The sequence below is a fragment of the Amycolatopsis speibonae genome, assembly GCF_042647925.1.
Lineage (GTDB): Bacteria > Actinomycetota > Actinomycetes > Mycobacteriales > Pseudonocardiaceae > Amycolatopsis > Amycolatopsis speibonae.
Map to the genome: position 1 here is coordinate 1 of NZ_JBHRWK010000070.1, position 16075 is coordinate 16075.

Genomic DNA, 16075 nt, shown 5'->3' on the forward strand with positions numbered 1-16075 from the left:
GATCCACCGGACGAAAACCCATAGCCACACCAGGATTCTCCCAGCATCACCAGCCCACACCAAAATCATCACCAGCAGGTCGCCCCAAAACGCAACAGCCTCCTGAGCCGAGGCAAGGGGTCCTTCACGGACCGGGCCTGCGAACAAGCCGCACTCCAGGCTTCCGTACAGCTCGGCGACGTCAGCTCGCGTGGTGGTGGATCTCCCGCGCCGGGCGCAGCGGCTCGGCCGGGAGGGTGACGCCCGTCGACTCGATCTGCTCCAGCGGGAGCAGCGGCGCGAGCTGAGGGCGCTTCGGGGACAGACCGTCGCCCATGGACTCGCCCTTGAGCTGGCGCCGGATCCACGGCAGCAGGTGCGCCTTCGTCCACTCGAGGTCGGAGCGGCGCGAGGTGATCCAGGTACTCGGCTGCTCGGACGCCGGCCACGGCTCACGCCAGTCGTCGGCGACCGGGACGCCGAGGACCTCGGCCGCGCGCAGCGCGATCCGGCGGTGGGCCTCGGGGGTGAAGTGCAGCCTGTCGTCGCTCCAGGCGCGGCGGTCGTGCAGCGGGGCCATCGCCCACATGTCGACCATCTTGGCGCCGTGCCGGTCGGCGATCGCCCACAGATGCGCGTTGTAGATGCCGACCTTCCCCCTCAGGACGTGCATCACGGACAGGTACTTGGTGTCCGGGCCGTTGAAGATGAGCACCGGGATCCCGGCCTCGCGCAGCTTGGCGACCCCCGCCTCCAGCCGCGCGGCGACGGCGTCCACGTCCGCGCCGGGCACGATGATGTCGTTCCCGCCCGCGCACAGGGTGACCAGGTCGGGCTTCACCGCGAGCGCGATCGGCAGCTGCTCTTCGAGGATCTCGCCGAGCATCTTCCCCCGGAGGGCGAGGTTCGCGTACTGGAAATCGGGCCTGCCTTCGGCCAGGATCTCGGCCAGCCTGTCCGCCCAGCCTCTGAACGTGCCGTCGGGCAGATCATCGTTGAGTCCTTCGGTGAAGCTGTCACCGATCGCCACATAGCTGTCGAATCCGTACACGTTGGGTCCCCTTCCGTCCGTGTGCCCCCGGTTGGTACTTGTACACCACAACTAACAGCTGAGAGCGCCCCTGCAATCCCGCTTGACCGAAACCTGTGATTCAGTCCGTTGACACAGTCTCTTATTTTGTCGGACGTCCATGCATCTCCATTACTGGGATGTACACTCCTGGGCTGCTGAGATTCACCTCAAGTAGGTGTGAAACGGACACGGGATGTGGCGAACGTCTCCCCGCCCGGGTGTCCGGGGTCCTGGATCCGGCAGGCTGTGAGGGTGACCTCACGACCCCCGCGCGAGTCGCTCGCCCAGATCCTCGGCGGGCGGCGTGGCGCCATCGACGCGAGTATCCCGCCCGCGGCCTTCGTCCTCGGCTGGCTGATCGCCGGCCAGTCGATCGCCTGGGGCGCCGGGGTGGCCATCGGGGTGGCGGTGCTGCTCGGCGGGTACCGGGTCGCGCGCGGCGACAAGGCGCGCGCGGTCGTGGTGAGCCTCGCCGCGGTGATCGCCGCCGCGCTGATCGCCCTGCACACCGGCCGCGCCGAAGACTTCTTCCTCATCCAGCTGCTGTCCAATGTGGCCAGCGCGCTGCTGTGGGCGGCCAGCATCGTGGTCCGGTGGCCGCTGCTCGGCGTCGTGGTCGGGCTCGTCATCGGGCAGAAGACCCGCTGGCGCCGCGATCCCGAGCTGCTGCGCGCGTATTCGCGGGCGAGCTGGGTGTGGGTCTTCCTGCAGTACACGCTGCGGGTCGTCGTGTACGGCTCGCTGTGGTGGAGCGGGCAGGTGGTCGCCCTCGGCATCGCGCGGACGCTGCTTTCCTGGCCGCTGGTCGCGGTGACCGTCGCCGTGAGCGGCTGGGTGCTGTACCGGACGCTGCCGCCGGAGCATCCCGGTCTGCGGGTCGTGGAGGACGACGGCGACGCGGGAGCGGCGGGCAAGAACCCCTCCGGCTCCGAGCCTGACGGGCTACCCAGGACATAAGGCGGCCCCCGGCGAGGGGGGAGGGTCCGGGGGCCGGGTCCTACGGTACCCGGAGTTCGCCCCCGGAGTCGATGGTTTGGTCTTTTAGGGCGCGTTTTTGGTGATTTTCCGGGGTGGCACCGGGCGCGGCGCCCCCTCCCCGTACGCGTCGACGGCGGCGAGCCAGGCGGCACCCAGGACGCCATCGGTGCTGGTCAGGACCTCGAACCCGGCTAGTTCGGCACGGACTTTCGCCCCGACCGGGCCGTCCGGGGACAACACACTGCCCACGAGGACGATCGGCGTGGTTTCGCCGGGATCCCGCGCGGCCATGACGTTCGTCACCAGATGGGCCGCCGCGCGGGTGGTGATCCCGTCGGCCGCCGGGTCGCCTGCATGGTCGGCCTCGCTGACGAACGGGGCGAACCTGGCGAGCCGGATCGGCGCTTCGGAGTTGGCGCTCGTGATGAGCGCGCGCCACAGTGCGCCCCGATCGCCCGGGGAGTCCGCTGAGTCCACTGAGTCCATTACGGACGGACCGAGCGCCTCGGTGAGCACGGCGCGCGCGAGCGGCCCGGGTTCGCCGCCGAGGCTCAGAACATCCAATGTGGAGCGAACGGCTTCCCTGCCGAGCCAGTACGCCGAGCCTTCGTCACCCAGCAACCAGCCATAGCCGCCGGCGGTGGAAACCACGCGCCTGCCGCGGACCCGGCCGGCGATCGACCCGGTGCCCGCCACGAGTACCGAACCGTCCGCCGCGGAAGTGGCCGAGGCGTAGGCGACCTCGGAGTCGGGGACCGTCCGTACCGGACTGATCCCCACGCCCTTCCAGGCGGTCGCGAAGATCTCCGCGATCGCCGGATCGCTCAGCTTGCTGACCCCCGCCATGCCGACGACGCACGCCGCAGTCCCGGCCGGGTCCAGCCCGCCCAGCGCTTCGGTGATCGCGCTCGCGATCCGCGCCGCGGCTTCCGCGGGCGGATGGGAGTTGGGGTTCGCCCCGCCCGCGCGCCCGGTGCCGAGCACGACGCCGGAGGCGTCGACGGCGATCGCTCGCGTCGACGTGCCTCCGGCGTCCACACCCAGGACGTGACTCACCGGGTCTTGGTCACCTTGAGCAGCCCGCGGGGGCTGTCCGGGTCACCGCCGCGCGCCAGCGAAAGGCCGAGCGCGATCCGCTGGATGGGCAGGATCTCCAGGATCGGGGCGACCTCTTCGGCGGAAGGGGCGACCCCGATCCGCAACGCCGCGGGGACGTCGGCCGAAGCCGAGCCGACCGCGAGCACGTCCGCGCCGCGTTTGCCGACGGCCTCGAGGACCTCCTGCATCGCGCCCACGCCGTGTCCCTGGCTCGTCACGGCGAGCACCGCCGTCTCGCCGTCGACCGCCGCGACCGGGCCGTGCAACAGGTCCGCCCCGCTGTACGCGCGGGCCGCGAGGTAGCTGGTTTCGGCCAGCTTCAAAGAACCTTCCAGCGCCGAGGCGTAGGAGTAGCCGCGGCCGGTGGTGAGCACCCGGTCGACGAAGCGGTAGCGGTCCACCGCGCGCTGCACGCCTTCGTCGGCGGCGTCGAGGGTCTGCTGCGCGAGTTCGCCCAGCTTCTCCGCGTCCTCGCCCTTGCCGCCGCGGACCGCGTCGATGAGCAGGTAGAGGGAGAGCAAAGTGGCCGAGTACGTCTTCGTGGCGGCCACGGCCTTTTCCAGCCCCGCGCCGATGTCGACACCGAGTTCGGCGGCGGCGCGCAGCGGCGACTCCGGGGTGTTGGTGACCGAGACGGTCAGCGCTCCCTGGCGACGCGCGGTTTCGGTGACCTCGATGAGATCCGGGGAACCACCGCTTTGGCTTACTGTGATGAAGAGAACGTCCCGCAGATCGGGACGGGCGCCGTACAACGTCGCCGTGGAGGGCGAGACGAGACCGCAGGGGAGACCGAGGAGTACTTCGATCAGGTACTTCGCATACAGGGCGGCGTGGTCGCTGGAGCCGCGGGCGGCGAGCAGTGCGAACCTGGGCGGGCGCTTGGAGATGGCTTCGGCCACCTCGGCGATTTCGGCCTGTCGCTCCACGATTCCTGCCAGAATGGCGGGTTGCTGGGAGATCTCCGCGGCCATGTGCTCGCCGGGGCGCTGTTCGGTCATCTCGTTCCCTTCCACCGGGACGTACTTCGTCCCCCGAGTAGGTCTAGACCAATGCTAGCCCGAATGGACGTTTGTGGTGAAGGGTACGTTTCCTAGCGGGGACGGTGCGCGTTTGAGTGGGAAGGCTTAGGGAGTCGGTCATGTTGGAGACAACCACCGCGAGTGAGGCGGGCGCTACGGCTGGGATGCGCGGGCAGCGCGAACCCAAGTACTGGGCGCTGAAACAGCATCTGCTCGATCTGCTCGACGCGTTGCCGCCGGGCTCGCCGATTCCGACGGAACGGGCGCTCGCGGGAGAATTCACCGTTTCGCGCACCACGGTCCGGCAGGCGCTCGCCGACCTGACCGCCGAGGGCAGGCTCCACCGCGTGCAGGGCAAGGGCACCTTCGCCGCCGAGCCGAAACTCGCGCAGCGCCTGCAGTTGTCGTCCTACACCGAGGACATGCGCAAGCAAGGCCTCAAACCGTCGTCGAAGCTGCTGGAGATCGACGAACTGCCGGTCGAAGCCGATCTGGCGAAACTCCTCGGAATCCGGGTCGGCGCGAAGATTCTTCGCCTTCGCCGTCTCCGGCTGGCCGATTCGCAGCCGATGGCGCTCGAGACCACGCATCTGCCGCTCGGCCGGTTCCGCGGTTTGCGCAAACATGTTTCCGCTGGTGGTTCGCTGTACGCCGTGCTGAGGGAGCACTACGGCGTGGAGCTGGAAAGGGCCGAGGAAACGATCGAGACAGCGCTTGCCGGACCGCACGAGGCGGAGATGCTCGGCGCCGATGTCGGGATGCCGATGTTGCTCCTTTCGAGGCATTCTTTCGCCACCGACGGAAAACCGGTCGAGTTCGCCCGCGCGATCTACCGCGGCGACCGTTACAAATTCGTCACCACGCTGCTTCCTTGAGCGCGCTGCGCGCTCTTTGAGCGCGCGCTGACGCAAACGTTTCGCAGGGCGCGGGCGCCCTACAAAACGTTTCCGTGGCCTTCGGCCAAAAGAGGGCGCGCGCTGTGCGGACTCCTCGTCGCGCTGGCGCGCTTCGAGGAGTCAGGTCCCCGGTCCAGTTGTTTCGGTCCTTGAATCTCTGACGTGTCAGGTACTTTGCGTTTCTGCGGTGGCTTGGGGGCGGGGGGCGTGATTCAGTCGACTTATGACTGACGGGGCGGGGATCCGCTGGGGGACGCCGGTGGCGCGCGGGGTACTCGCGACGACCATCGTGGGCTCGGGCATGGCGATGCTCGACGGGACGATCATCAACGTCGCGCTGCCGAGGATCGGCGAAGAACTCAAAGCGTCCGTCGCGGGCCTGCAATGGATCCTCGACGGCTACCTGCTCGCGCTCGCCGCGCTCATCCTCGTCGCCGGTTCGCTCGGCGACCGCTACGGCCGCCGCCGGATGTTCGTCGTCGGCGTCATCTGGTTCGGGATCGCGTCCGGGCTGTGCGCCGCCGCGACGACGACCGAGATGCTCGTCGCGACCCGGATCCTCCAGGGCATCGGGGGAGCTTTGCTCACGCCCGGCTCGCTCGCCATCCTCCAAGCGTCCTTCGCCCACGACGACCGGGCCCGTGCGATCGGCGCGTGGTCCGGCCTCGGCGGTATCGCGGCGGCGATCGGCCCGCTGCTCGGCGGGGTCCTGGTGCAGGTGTGGTCGTGGCGGCTGGCGTTCCTGATCAACCTGCCGCTGGCCGCCGTCTGCGTCCTGCTCGCCCGGCGCTACGTGCCCGAGTCCCGCGACGAGGAGGCGACCGGGCATCCGGACTTCACCGCGGCCGCCGTCGGCGCGATCGGCCTCGCCGGACTCACCGGCGCGCTCGTCGAGGCGCCCGGACGCGGTATCGGGGACGCCGTCGTCCTGGTGGCCATCGTGCTCGGCGTCGCGGGGCTGGGGGCGTTCCTGGTGATCCAGCACCGCTCGGCCGACCCGCTGGTGCCGCCGAAACTGTTCCGCGACCGGACGTTCAGCCTCGCCAACGCGCTGACCTTCGTCGTCTACGCGGCGCTCGGCGGCGTGATGATGCTCATGGTCATGCAGCTGCAGGTGTCACTGGGTTACTCGCCGACCGCGGCCGGGCTCGCCGGGCTGCCGATCACCATCATCATGCTGCTGTTCTCCGGCCGGTCGGGTGCGCTGGCGCAGCGGATCGGCCCGCGCGCGCAACTGGTCATCGGCCCGATCCTGGTCGGCGTCGGCATGCTCCTGCTGATGCGCGTCGGACCGGGGTCGTCGTACCTCGGGTCGGTGCTGCCCGCCGTCGTCGTGTTCGGCGCCGGGCTGGCGACGGTCGTCGCCCCGGTGACCGCGACGGTGCTGGCCGCCGCGCCCGACCGGTACGCCGGCGTCGCCTCCGGGGTCAACAACGCCATCGCCCGCTCCGGCGGCCTGCTCGCGATCGCCGTGCTGCCCGCCGTGGCCGGGCTGTCCGGCGCCGCCTACACCGACCCGGTCGCGCTGACCGCGGGCTGGCGGACGGCGTTGCTGGTGTGCGCGGCGCTGGCGATCGGGGGCGGCCTGATCGCGCTCGGCATCCACAACGGCGTCCTCGACCCGCCTTCCCCGGTCGAGGGCTCCACAGTCGCCGAGGACGAGTCACCGCATCCGGGCGAATGCCTCCACTGCGGGGTCGACTCGCCCCCGACGCACGTCCGTCCCGCCGGTCACGCGAGCTAGACCCCCGATCACGCGTGTCCAGACACGCGAGATCCGGCTTCGAGCACATCAAGCCAAGAGGTCGGCCAGCGTCGCCGGGTCCAGGTTGCCGCCCGAAACGACCGAAACGACCTTTCCCGGCGGCAGCGCGTCGCGGTGGAACAGGTACGCGGCGGTCGCGGTGGCCCCGCTCGGTTCGGCGATCAGGCGGGCGCGGTGCGCCAGCGTCCGGACCGACTCCCGGATCTCCTCCTCGGAAACGGTGACGACGTCGTCGAGCACCGCCTGGAGGTGGGCGAAGGTCAGGTCCGACGGCTGGGCGCGCAGACCGTCGGCGCCGGTGCGCGCCCGCAGGTCCATCGGCCATTCGATCCGCCTGCCCGCGCGCAGGCTCTCGGCGGTGTCGGCCGCGAGCTCGGGCTCGACGCCGATGACCTTCGCTCCGGGGAGCAGCGCCTTGATCGCCGTGCCGACGCCCGAGGCCAGTCCGCCGCCGCTGAGCGGGACGAGTACGACACCGGCGTCCGGCAGGTCCTCGGCGATCTCCAGGCCGACGGTGCCCTGTCCGGCGATCACGTCCCGGTGGTCGTACGGCGGGATGAAGGTGAGTCCCCGTTCGTCGGCGACGGCGAGCGCCGAGGACTGCTGGCGGTCGATCGGGACCTCGATCACTTCGGCGCCGAGCGCCTTGGTGGCTTCGACCTTGGCGCGCGGTGCGACGTCCGGAACGATGATCACCGCGGGGATTCCGAATCGCTTCGCCGAGTAAGCGACCGCTTGCGCGTGGTTGCCGCTGGAGAACGCGACGACGCCGCGAGCGCGCCGGTCTTCGTCCAGTGCGGCGATCGCGTTGTAGGCGCCGCGCACCTTGAAAGCGCCGATCCGCTGAAGGCTTTCCGGTTTGAGCCACAACGGCGCCCACGTCTGTTCCAGCAACGGCGTGCGCACCGCGGCGCCCTTGACCCGGCTCGCCGCGTCGCGGATTTCCTCGATCGAAACCAATTCCATCTGGCCGATTATGTCAAGGGATTGTGAACCATGGACAGTCCTTTTTGGACAGTCAGGGTGGCGCTCCTCACGTGCGGACAACGAAGGGAGCATCCCGCGCGCCTTAATCGTTAGGACTGGGTGAGGACCGACTAGCTGCAGAACGGGATCATGACCAAGGAGACCTCCGAAAAGGACACCGAAAAGACGGAAAAGCAGGGGCGGATCGTCCAGGTGACGGCGGCCGCGATGGCCGCGATCACCGCGGCCCTGCTGGGTTCCACGCTCGGCGTGGCGGGAACGGTGGCGGGCGCCGGGCTGGCGAGCGTGATCACCACGCTCGGTGGCGAGTTGTACCTGCGCTCGCTGCAGCGGACGAAGGACGCGGCGCTGAAGGCGCGAGTGGTGCTGACGGTGCCGGGGCGGAAGCGCGTCCTCGATCCTGACGAGCAGGAGACCGTCCGGCTGAAACCGTCCGAGGACGAGGAGGAACCGTCCGGGCGGAAGTTCAAGCCGCGCTGGGCGGTGATCGCCGGTGTCAGCGTGGTGGCGTTCGTGGTGGCGCTCGTCGCGATCACCGGCTTCGAGGGCGCGACAGGCAAGACCTTCGGCGGCGGGACCGGGACGACCATAGGGAAGATCATCGGCGGCGGGCAGGCCCAGGAGCGGCAGGACAAGCACGACACTCCGCCGGCGACGTCCCCTTCGGAGACTCAGGACAACCAGCCCGAGAAGACGCCGACGACCACGCCGACCCCGACGACGACACCGACGGCTCCCACGACCACCCAGGCGCCTCCGACGACGCCGTCCACGACGCCTTCGACCTCTCAGGCGCCCCCGACGACCCCCTCGGCCCCGGCCTCCGGCACCCCAGCGCCCTGAGACTCCCCGAAGCGCGTCAGGCGAGCGAGGAGCGAAGCGTGCGAGCGGCCGCTCCGGGGTCTTCGGCCTCGGTGATCGCCCGGACGACGACGATCCGCGACGCCCCCGCGTCCAGCACCTCGGGCAGCCGGTCGGTGTCGATCCCGCCGATCGCGAACCAAGGCCGTGACGTGCCGAACGCCCCGGTGGCGCGCACCAGGTCGAGCCCCGGGGCGGGGCGGCCCGGCTTCGTCGGCGTCGGCCAGCACGGGCCGGTGCAGAAGTAGTCCACGCCGGGTTCCTCGGCGGCCGCCTTGGCCTCCTCGGCCGAATGGGTGGACCGGCCGATCACCACGTCCTCGCCGAGGATCCGCCGGGCCAGCGGCACCGGGATGTCGTCCTGGCCCAGGTGCAGCACGTGCGCGCCGACGGCGAGCGCGACGTCCGCGCGGTCGTTCACCGCCAACAGCTTGCCGTGCTTCTCGCACGCCTCCGCCAGCACTTCCAGCGCGGCGATCTCCGGTTTCGCCTCGATCGTCTTGTCCCTCAGCTGAATGATGTCGACCCCGCCTGCCAGCGCCGCGTCGGCGAATTCGGCGAGGTCGCCGCGGCCGGACCGGGCATCGGTGCAGAGGTACAGGCGGGCGTCCGCGAGCGCGGCGCGGATCTGCGGACCAGACAGGGTGGGCATGGCGGCGACGGTACCCGCGCGCTACGGTGGGGTGGTCCGCACGGGAGCCCGAGGACGGGCTGAGAGGGAGCCGAAACCGCTCCGACCGTGGAACCTGATCCGGGTCATGCCGGCGCAGGGAGCGTGCGTTCATGAAGGAACTTTCGGTTGTCGGCGGCGGGGTCATCGGCCTCTCGGTCGCTTGGCGCGCGTCCGCGCGCGGCCATCGCGTCACCGTGTACGACCCCGAGCCGGGGCGCGGCGCGTCGTGGCTCGCGGGCGGCATGCTCGCGCCGGTCACCGAGGCCTGGCCCGGCGAGGAGGACGTTCTCACCCTCGGCGAGGCGTCGCTGCGACGCTGGCCGGATTTCGCCCGTGACCTGGCCGAAGAGGGTGTCGATCCGGGCCTTTCGCCGTACGGCACGCTCGTCGCCGCGCTGGACAGCGCCGACGCTGGCCACCTCGAAATGCTGGCCGCGTACCTCACCGAGCTCGGCCGCGAAGTCGAGCTGCTGACCGGCCGCGAGGCCCGCCGCGCCGAACCGGGTCTCGCCGGGTCTGTCCGAAGTGGACTTCTGGTGCCCGGCGATCTGGCCGTGGACAACAGAAGGCTGCTGCGGTCACTCGAACACGCCTGCGGACGACACGGCGTCGAGTTCCGCCGCGAGACGGTCACCGATCTCGAACACCTCCGAGGCGACGTCGTCCTCGCCGCCGGAGCCTGGACAGGACGCCTGCACCCCGCGCTCGCGGACGCCGTCCGCCCGCTGAAGGGCGAGATCCTCCGCCTGCGGCCGCGCCGGGGCTGCCTGCCGTCGCCGAAGAGGACGGTCCGCGCGATGGTCGAGGGCCGCCCGATCTACCTCGTCCCGCGTGACGACGGTGGCCTCGTGCTCGGCGCGACCCAGTACGAGGCAGGTTTCGACGAGACCGTCACCGTCCGAGGTGTGCGTGAGCTGCTCGAAGGCGCGGAGCGCGTCTTCCCGGGCATCGCCGAGTACGAACTCGTCGAGACCGCCGCCGGGCTTCGCGCGGCGAGTGTCGACACGATGCCCTTCATCGGTGAGCTGGGCGAAGGCGTCTTCGCCGCGACGGGTCACCATCGCAACGGTCTCCTGATGGCCCCGGTCACCGCGGACGCCGCGGTCGCCTGGCTGGACGGCGGGCCGTTGCCGGACGAGGTCGCGGCGGCGGCGCCGTCGCGGCGAAGCGAGGAGCGGGTGTGATGGAGATCCAGGTCAACGGCCAGTGGCGCGAGTTCCCCGACGGGACCACCGTCGAGGGCGTGCTCGAAGCACTCGGCACCGCGACACGGGGCGTCGCGGTCGCGGTGGACGGCGTGGTCGTCCGGCGCGGCGAATGGCCGGAAGCCGTGGTGCCCAAGGGCGCCAGCCTCGACATCCTCACCGCTGTTCAAGGAGGCTGAAAATGGATGGTGACCACCTCGTCATCGGCGAGCACAAGCTTTCGTCGCGGCTGATCATCGGCACCGGCGGCGCGGCGAACCTCGCCGTGGTGGAACGCGCGCTGGTGGCCTCGGGCACGGAACTGACCACAGTCGCGATGCGCAAGGCCGACGCCGAAGGCGGCTCCGGCGTGCTCGAACTGCTCCGGCGGCTCGGCATCCGGCTGCTGCCCAACACCGCCGGCTGCCGGACGGCCGCCGAAGCGGTCCTCGCCGCCCGGCTAGCGCGCGAAGCCCTCGAAACCGACCTCGTCAAGCTGGAGGTCCACGCCGACGACCGCACGCTGCTGCCGGACCCGTTCGAGACCCTCGAAGCGGCCGAACAGCTCACCGCGGACGGTTTCACCGTGCTCGCCTACACCAACGACGACCCGGTGCTGGCCCTGCGGCTGGAGCAGGCGGGCTGCGCGGCCGTGATGCCGCTCGGCGCGCCCATCGGCACCGGTCTCGGCATCCGGAACCCGCACAACATCGAGCTGATCGTGTCGCGCGCGGGCGTCCCGGTGATCCTCGACGCCGGTATCGGCACGGCTTCCGACGCGACGCTGGCGATGGAGCTCGGCTGCGACGCCGTCCTGCTTTCCACCGCCGTGACCAGGGCCGCGGACCCGGAGCGGATGGCGTCGGCGATGCGCGCCGCCGTCACCGCCGGACGGCTGGCCGCCGGCGCGGGCCGGATCCCCCAGCGGTTCTGGGCACACGCTTCGAGTCCGCCTCGATAACCCTTTTGTACGGTTCACGGCCTTAACCGGGAGTACGCAGGGGGAGCCCGTATGGTTGACGGCACTCTCCGGCGGCGCACCCGTCGCCGTGTACCCAGAGGAGCCAGTGGTGACCACGTCAGCGGTCCAGGATGTTTCGGGCAGGTTGTTCCTGGCGGTGGGCCGGTTGTCACGGTCCTTGCGCCAGGCGGGCGTGCCCGGACCCGGCCACGGCGCGATCTCCGCGCTCGCGACACTCGTGAACTACGGCCAGCTCCGTCTGGGTGATCTCGCGGCGAAGGAAGGCGTCGCCGCGGCCACCATGTCGAGGATCGTCGCTTCGCTCGTTGAAGCGGGCTACGTCAGCCGCGAATCGGACCCGATCGACAGGCGTGCCTGGCTCGCGGAGGCCACCGAAGAGGGCGAGAGGCTGGTTTCCGGCGTCCGGTCGACGCGCGTCCGCGAACTGGGTACGCGCCTCGACAGGCTGACCCCGGAGCACCAGGCGGCGCTCGCGGCGGCCTTGCCCGCCCTCGAAGCGCTCATCGCTGACGAAGAGCGCTGACCTCAGCACGAAGAGCGCGAAGCTCGTCGAGGATCTCCTTGTTCGCCTGAGCCTGGGTCTCGGCCTGCTTCGCCTCTTCCTCGCGGATGTCCTGGCGAAGCTCGTCCTCCATCCCGCTGACCACAACGGCGATGAAGAGGTTCAGCACCGCGAAGCTGGACACGAGGATGTAGACCACGAAGAACACCCAGGCCATGGGTGCTTCCTTCATGATCTCCTTGGCGATGTCCGGCCACGCCTCACCGGTCATCACCTGGAACAGCGTGAACAGCGAAGTGCCGAGATCCCCGAAGTTCTCCGGCGAGATCGCGCCGAACAGCTTCGTCGCCATCACGCCCGCGACGAAGATGATCAGCGCGAGGAGCGCGGCGATCGACGCCATGCCGGGGATCGCCGTGAGCAGGCCGCTGACGACCTTCCGCATCGACGGCACGACCGAGATCAGCCGCAGCACCCGCAGGACCCGCAACGCCCGCAGCACCGCGAACGGGCCGGTCGTGGGGATCACCGCGATGCCGACGACGAGCAGGTCGAAGATGTTCCACGGGTCGCGGAAGAACTTCGCGCGATAGGCGTAGAACTTCGCGGCCAGTTCGAGCACGAAGATCGTGAGCGCGAGGTAGTCGACCGTGTGCAGCAGCTGGCCGTACTCCGCGAGCATTCTCGTCGAGGTCTCCAAGCCGAGTGTGACGGCGTTGAAGACGATCACCGCGATGATGAAATTCTGGAATCCGCGGGCCTCGACGATCTTGGCCACCCGCTCGCGTCCGGACACGCCCCACCCTTGTTCGTTGGTCCGTTTCGGGGCAGATCGTAACCGGACGGGTTCTCAGTGCTCCGGCGCAAGCCGCCAAAACGCCGAAACCGGGCCGACCTTCGCGCCCATGGGGTAGGCGTTTTCGACCGCTTGTGAGACGAACCACTTGCCGTAGCGGGCGGCTTCCACGACGGACATCCCCTTCGCGAGACCGGCTGTCAGCGCCGACGCCATGGTGTCCCCGGCGCCGTGCGTGTGCTGCGTCGCGAACCGCTCACCGGGCAGCTCGACGAACGTGGAGCCGTCGAAGAGCACGTCGACGCACTCGGGGTCGGAGACGAGGTGGCCGCTCTTCACGAGCACGTACTTCGGGCCGAGCCGGTGCAGGACGACGGCCGCCTGGTGCATCTGCTCGCGGGTGGTCACGGTCATCCCGGTCAGCAGGCGGACCTCGTCGAGGTTCGGCGTGAGGACCGTCGCGCGCGGCAGGAGCTCGTCGCGCAGCGCCACCAGGCCGTCCTCGTCGAACAATGGATGCCCGTGCATCGACGCCGCGACCGGGTCGACCACGAACGGCACCTTGGCGTCGCGGCCGATCTCGGCCTTGTCGCACGCCGCGGCGACGGCGTGGATGATCCCGGCCGAGGCGAGCATGCCGGTCTTGGCCGCGTTGACACCCATGTCGGCCGCGACGGCCTCGATCTGCCCGGCGACGATATGCGGCGGGATGTCGGTGCGGTCGTGCACGCCGAGGGTGTTCTGCACGGTCACGGCGGTGACCGCGACCAGACCGTGCACGCCGCAGGTGAGGAACGTGCGCAGGTCCGCCTGCAGGCCTGCGGCGCCGCCGGAGTCGGAGCCTGCGATGGTCAGCGCCGACGGCGGGCTCGGGTTCTCGCTCATGGGTTCATTTTCCCGACTGGTCCTTTTGGTTCAACAGGGGTTCGGCCGCACCCGATCACGGTGGCACAGTGTGTGAGCCATTGCACTTCCCGCGTGCGAAAGGGCTCGGATGAAACTCCTCCCCACGGTATCCCTCGTCGGCGCGATCATGGCGGCGTCGCTGTCCGGAACGGTCGCGAACGCCGATGCCGCCAAGATCTCCCACGTCACCACGATCGGCGTCCACAACACCTACGAGACCGGCGCCTACGACTACCTGGCGCGCTCGCTGGACGCCGGTACCTCGCTGATCGAACTCGACGTCTGGCCGAACATCATCACGAAGGAGTGGAAGGTCAGTCACTCGAACCCGTTGGGGAACAACAACAACTGTGTCGCGGCGAGTTCGCCGTCGCAGCTGTACTCCGGTGGGCGGAACAAGAACCTCGAACACTGCCTCGACGACATCCGCGTCTGGCTGGGTGCGCATCCGGACAGCGAACCGGTCACGCTCAAACTGGAGATGAAGACCGGTTTCGCGGACAACCGCGGCCTCGGCCCGGACGAACTCGACGCCTCCATCAGGGCACATCTCGGCAGCGCGGTCTTCCGCCCGGCGGACCTGCTCGGCGGATACGTGACGCTCGACGACGCGGCCAAAGCGGACAACTGGCCGTCGCTGGACGCGTTGCGGGGCAAGGTGATCATCGAGGTCATCCCCGGCACGGTCGAAGAGGGCAATCCGACGGACACCCTCAAAACCGATGTGGAGTACGCCCGGTATCTGCGGTCGCTCAAGGACGCGGGCCGCGTCGGCGAGGCGCAGATCTTCCCGACGGTGCACGGCGCGGCGCCCGGCGACCCGCGGACGAAGTACGCCGACGCCGGGCTGCGGCCGTGGTTCGTGGTCTTCGACGGCGACGCGAACGCGTTCCTGACGCAGACCGGGCCCGGCTGGTACGACGACAACCACTACTACGTGGTGATGACCGACGCGCACAACGTCGCGCCGGCCATCGACTCCCGCGCGCCCTCCGTGGAGCAGGCGAGCGCACGGGCGGCCCTGCTGGCGAAGAACCACGCGTCGGTGCTCACTTCGGACTGGACAGGGCTGACCACCGTGCTGCCGCAGGTGCTTCCGCGCGGTTAGACCGTCAAGACGAGCTTCCCGGTGACCCGGCCGCCTTCGCCGACTTCGTGAGCCTTCGCGACGTCCTCCAGCGGGAAGGTCCGCTCGACGTGGACGCGCAGTTCGCCCTTCTCGATCAGGTCGGTCAGTGCCTGCAGGCCGACCTGATCGGGCTCGGCGAGCATTCCCGACGTCCGCACGCCGAGCTTCTCGGCCTTCGCGGCGACGGCCTCGCTCACACCACCGGGAACCGCGATCAGCAGGCCGCCGGGCTTCACCGCGTCCAGCCAGCGCAGGTCGCTCTGCTCGCCGACCAGCCCGAACACGACGTCCACCTCGGACGCCGTCGCGGTCTCGTCGCGGTAGTCGATCGGCTCGTCGACGCCGAGTTCGCGAAGGAAGTCGTGCTTCCCGGCGCTCGCCGTGCCCAGGACGTACGCGCCAAGCGCCTTCGCCACCTGGACGGCGAGGTGCCCGACACCGCCCGCGGCGGCGTCGATCAGCACACGCTGTCCAGGCCGGACGTCGGCGATGTCCACGAGGCCCTGCCACGCGGTCAGTCCGGCGAGCGGCAGCCCGGCGGCCCGCTCGTGGCTCAACGCGGCGGGTTTGCGCACGAAGTGGCGGGCGGGCGCGGTCACGTATTCGCCGTAACCGCCGGCTTGCCGGGGAACCACGGGAAGCCGAGGACCTCGTCGCCGACGGCGAAACGCGTGGTGCCGACGCCGAGTTCCTCCACCACCCCGGAGACGTCCCAGCCGAGGACGAACGGCGGCTCGCCCATGAAGACGCCGTACGCCCGGGTCTTCCAGTCGACCGGGTTGATCCCGGTGGCGCGAACCCGCACGAGCACCTCCGTCGGGCCGGGGGCCGGACGGTCGGTCTCGGTCACCTCCAGCACTTCAGGGCCACCAAGCCGCTGCTGGGTCACGACGCGCATCGAAAGCTCCTCCGTTGTTGGTGCGCTGCTCGCCAACAAGTGGACCGCGCTGGTGCTCGGCACGCTGTCGCGGCGGCCGCACCGGTTCGGTGAACTGCGCCGCGCCGTCGGCGGGATCAGCCAGAAGATGCTGCCCCAGAACCTGCGCGCCCTCGAACGCGACGGCCTGGTCACGCGCACGGTCTTCCCGACCACGCCGCCGACCGTCGAGTACGCGCTCACCGAGCGCGGTTCGAGCGCGAGCACGCTGCTCATGGCGGTCAGCGAATGGTCGGTCGCCAACTTCGACGGGATCCTCGAATCCCGGAAGGGCTACGACTCGCGGGTGATGGAACCCGTCGGCTGAAGTC

17 protein-coding genes, 1 pseudogene and 1 riboswitch are annotated in these 16075 nt (G+C 70.0%); of the genes and pseudogenes, 10 read left to right on the forward strand and 8 right to left on the reverse strand.

What is annotated here, in order from left to right; all coding sequences use genetic code 11:
• Positions 1-181 precede the first annotated feature (181 nt).
• The gene (locus tag ACFOSH_RS34610; RefSeq protein ID WP_378244250.1) at positions 182-1030 is read right to left on the reverse strand and encodes an SGNH/GDSL hydrolase family protein; all 849 of its coding nucleotides are present in this window, start codon (positions 1028-1030) and stop codon (positions 182-184) included.
• Positions 1031-1303: 273 nt separating this feature from the next.
• Between ACFOSH_RS34610 and ACFOSH_RS34615 the strand changes: the two genes are divergently transcribed.
• Positions 1304-2008: a DUF3159 domain-containing protein gene (locus ACFOSH_RS34615; RefSeq protein WP_378244252.1), complete on the forward strand. Its 705-nt coding sequence runs from the start codon at positions 1304-1306 to the stop codon at positions 2006-2008.
• A gap of 84 nt (positions 2009-2092) precedes the next feature.
• Here ACFOSH_RS34615 and ACFOSH_RS34620 read toward each other — a convergent pair whose 3' ends face one another.
• Together ACFOSH_RS34620 and ACFOSH_RS34625 are read right to left on the reverse strand one after the other, a co-directional pair.
• Entirely contained in the window at positions 2093-3085 is a 993-nt protein-coding gene (locus ACFOSH_RS34620) for an N-acetylglucosamine kinase (protein ID WP_378244254.1), read from the reverse strand.
• Positions 3082-4125, reverse strand: coding sequence for an SIS domain-containing protein (locus ACFOSH_RS34625; protein WP_378244256.1), 1044 nt, complete (start codon positions 4123-4125; stop codon positions 3082-3084). Before ACFOSH_RS34625 ends, ACFOSH_RS34620 begins: the two co-directional genes overlap by 4 nt.
• A gap of 140 nt (positions 4126-4265) precedes the next feature.
• Between ACFOSH_RS34625 and ACFOSH_RS34630 the strand changes: the two genes are divergently transcribed.
• Both ACFOSH_RS34630 and ACFOSH_RS34635 read left to right on the forward strand, forming a co-directional pair.
• Entirely contained in the window at positions 4266-5021 is a 756-nt protein-coding gene (locus ACFOSH_RS34630) for a GntR family transcriptional regulator (RefSeq protein ID WP_005160527.1), read from the forward strand.
• Between the two features lie 244 nt (positions 5022-5265).
• On the forward strand, positions 5266-6786 hold the full coding sequence (locus ACFOSH_RS34635) for an MFS transporter (protein WP_378244258.1): 1521 nt from the start codon (positions 5266-5268) through the stop codon (positions 6784-6786).
• A 48-nt stretch (positions 6787-6834) separates the two neighbouring features.
• Here ACFOSH_RS34635 and ACFOSH_RS34640 read toward each other — a convergent pair whose 3' ends face one another.
• Positions 6835-7773, reverse strand: a complete 939-nt coding sequence (locus tag ACFOSH_RS34640; RefSeq protein WP_378244260.1) for a threonine ammonia-lyase — start codon at positions 7771-7773, stop codon at positions 6835-6837.
• A gap of 150 nt (positions 7774-7923) precedes the next feature.
• Here ACFOSH_RS34640 and ACFOSH_RS34645 point away from each other — a divergent pair, with 150 nt between their 5' ends.
• Positions 7924-8637 carry a hypothetical protein gene (locus tag ACFOSH_RS34645; RefSeq protein ID WP_378244262.1) on the forward strand — a complete coding sequence of 238 codons (714 nt, stop codon included), beginning with the start codon at positions 7924-7926 and terminating at the stop codon, positions 8635-8637.
• A 16-nt stretch (positions 8638-8653) separates the two neighbouring features.
• Here the strand turns inward: ACFOSH_RS34645 and thiE are convergent, their stop codons facing one another.
• Complete coding sequence (gene thiE, locus ACFOSH_RS34650) at positions 8654-9307, reverse strand: thiamine phosphate synthase (RefSeq protein WP_378244264.1); 654 nt, start codon at positions 9305-9307, stop codon at positions 8654-8656.
• 30 nt (positions 9308-9337) lie between these two features.
• Positions 9338-9445: riboswitch (TPP riboswitch) on the forward strand.
• Here thiE and thiO point away from each other — a divergent pair.
• The 4 genes from thiO (at position 9439) to ACFOSH_RS34670 (ending at position 12017) form a co-directional block, all read left to right on the forward strand.
• On the forward strand, positions 9439-10512 hold the full coding sequence (gene thiO / locus ACFOSH_RS34655) for a glycine oxidase ThiO (RefSeq protein ID WP_378244266.1): 1074 nt from the start codon (positions 9439-9441) through the stop codon (positions 10510-10512). Its footprint overlaps the riboswitch before it by 7 nt.
• Positions 10512-10712, forward strand: coding sequence for a sulfur carrier protein ThiS (thiS, locus tag ACFOSH_RS34660; protein WP_378244488.1), 201 nt, complete (start codon positions 10512-10514; stop codon positions 10710-10712). Before thiO ends, thiS begins: the two co-directional genes overlap by 1 nt.
• 2 nt (positions 10713-10714) lie before the next feature.
• Positions 10715-11473, forward strand: coding sequence for a thiazole synthase (gene thiG, locus ACFOSH_RS34665; protein ID WP_378244268.1), 759 nt, complete (start codon positions 10715-10717; stop codon positions 11471-11473).
• A gap of 109 nt (positions 11474-11582) precedes the next feature.
• The gene (locus ACFOSH_RS34670; RefSeq protein ID WP_378244270.1) at positions 11583-12017 is read left to right on the forward strand and encodes a MarR family winged helix-turn-helix transcriptional regulator; all 435 of its coding nucleotides are present in this window, start codon (positions 11583-11585) and stop codon (positions 12015-12017) included.
• On the opposite strand, the gene ACFOSH_RS34675 is transcribed toward ACFOSH_RS34670, so the two are convergent.
• Together ACFOSH_RS34675 and thiD are read right to left on the reverse strand one after the other, a co-directional pair.
• On the reverse strand, positions 11995-12792 hold the full coding sequence (locus tag ACFOSH_RS34675; protein WP_378244272.1) for an ion transporter: 798 nt from the start codon (positions 12790-12792) through the stop codon (positions 11995-11997). The genes ACFOSH_RS34670 and ACFOSH_RS34675 overlap by 23 nt on opposite strands.
• A 54-nt stretch (positions 12793-12846) precedes the next feature.
• Positions 12847-13677 carry a bifunctional hydroxymethylpyrimidine kinase/phosphomethylpyrimidine kinase gene (thiD, locus tag ACFOSH_RS34680; protein WP_378244274.1) on the reverse strand — a complete coding sequence of 277 codons (831 nt, stop codon included), beginning with the start codon at positions 13675-13677 and terminating at the stop codon, positions 12847-12849.
• Between the two features lie 109 nt (positions 13678-13786).
• On the opposite strand from thiD, the gene ACFOSH_RS34685 reads away from it, so the two are divergent.
• Complete coding sequence (locus ACFOSH_RS34685; RefSeq protein ID WP_378244276.1) at positions 13787-14806, forward strand: phosphatidylinositol-specific phospholipase C domain-containing protein; 1020 nt, start codon at positions 13787-13789, stop codon at positions 14804-14806.
• On the opposite strand, the pseudogene ACFOSH_RS34690 reads toward ACFOSH_RS34685, so the two are convergent.
• Positions 14803-15725, reverse strand: a pseudogene (locus ACFOSH_RS34690) (NADP-dependent oxidoreductase). The gene ACFOSH_RS34685 and the pseudogene ACFOSH_RS34690 sit on opposite strands and share 4 nt — an antisense overlap.
• Before the next feature lie 52 nt (positions 15726-15777).
• On the opposite strand from ACFOSH_RS34690, the gene ACFOSH_RS34695 reads away from it, so the two are divergent.
• Complete coding sequence (locus ACFOSH_RS34695; protein WP_449224203.1) at positions 15778-16071, forward strand: winged helix-turn-helix transcriptional regulator; 294 nt, start codon at positions 15778-15780, stop codon at positions 16069-16071.
• The last annotated feature ends 4 nt before the right edge of the window (positions 16072-16075 follow it).

Excerpts from the sequence above, each read along its gene's own strand:
- thiS (WP_378244488.1), top strand. The coding sequence starts at position 10,512 with ATGGAGATCCAGGTCAACGGCCAGTGGCGCGAGTTCCCCGACGGGACC.
- ACFOSH_RS34625 (WP_378244256.1), bottom strand. The coding sequence starts at position 4,125 with ATGACCGAACAGCGCCCCGGCGAGCACATGGCCGCGGAGATCTCCCAG.
- thiG (WP_378244268.1), top strand. The coding sequence starts at position 10,715 with ATGGATGGTGACCACCTCGTCATCGGCGAGCACAAGCTTTCGTCGCGG.
- thiE (WP_378244264.1), bottom strand. The coding sequence starts at position 9,307 with ATGCCCACCCTGTCTGGTCCGCAGATCCGCGCCGCGCTCGCGGACGCC.
- ACFOSH_RS34640 (WP_378244260.1), bottom strand. The coding sequence starts at position 7,773 with ATGGAATTGGTTTCGATCGAGGAAATCCGCGACGCGGCGAGCCGGGTC.
- ACFOSH_RS34645 (WP_378244262.1), top strand. The coding sequence starts at position 7,924 with ATGACCAAGGAGACCTCCGAAAAGGACACCGAAAAGACGGAAAAGCAG.
- ACFOSH_RS34685 (WP_378244276.1), top strand. The coding sequence starts at position 13,787 with ATGAAACTCCTCCCCACGGTATCCCTCGTCGGCGCGATCATGGCGGCG.
- thiO (WP_378244266.1), top strand. The coding sequence starts at position 9,439 with ATGAAGGAACTTTCGGTTGTCGGCGGCGGGGTCATCGGCCTCTCGGTC.
- ACFOSH_RS34630 (WP_005160527.1), top strand. The coding sequence starts at position 4,266 with ATGTTGGAGACAACCACCGCGAGTGAGGCGGGCGCTACGGCTGGGATG.
- ACFOSH_RS34635 (WP_378244258.1), top strand. The coding sequence starts at position 5,266 with ATGACTGACGGGGCGGGGATCCGCTGGGGGACGCCGGTGGCGCGCGGG.
- thiD (WP_378244274.1), bottom strand. The coding sequence starts at position 13,677 with ATGAGCGAGAACCCGAGCCCGCCGTCGGCGCTGACCATCGCAGGCTCC.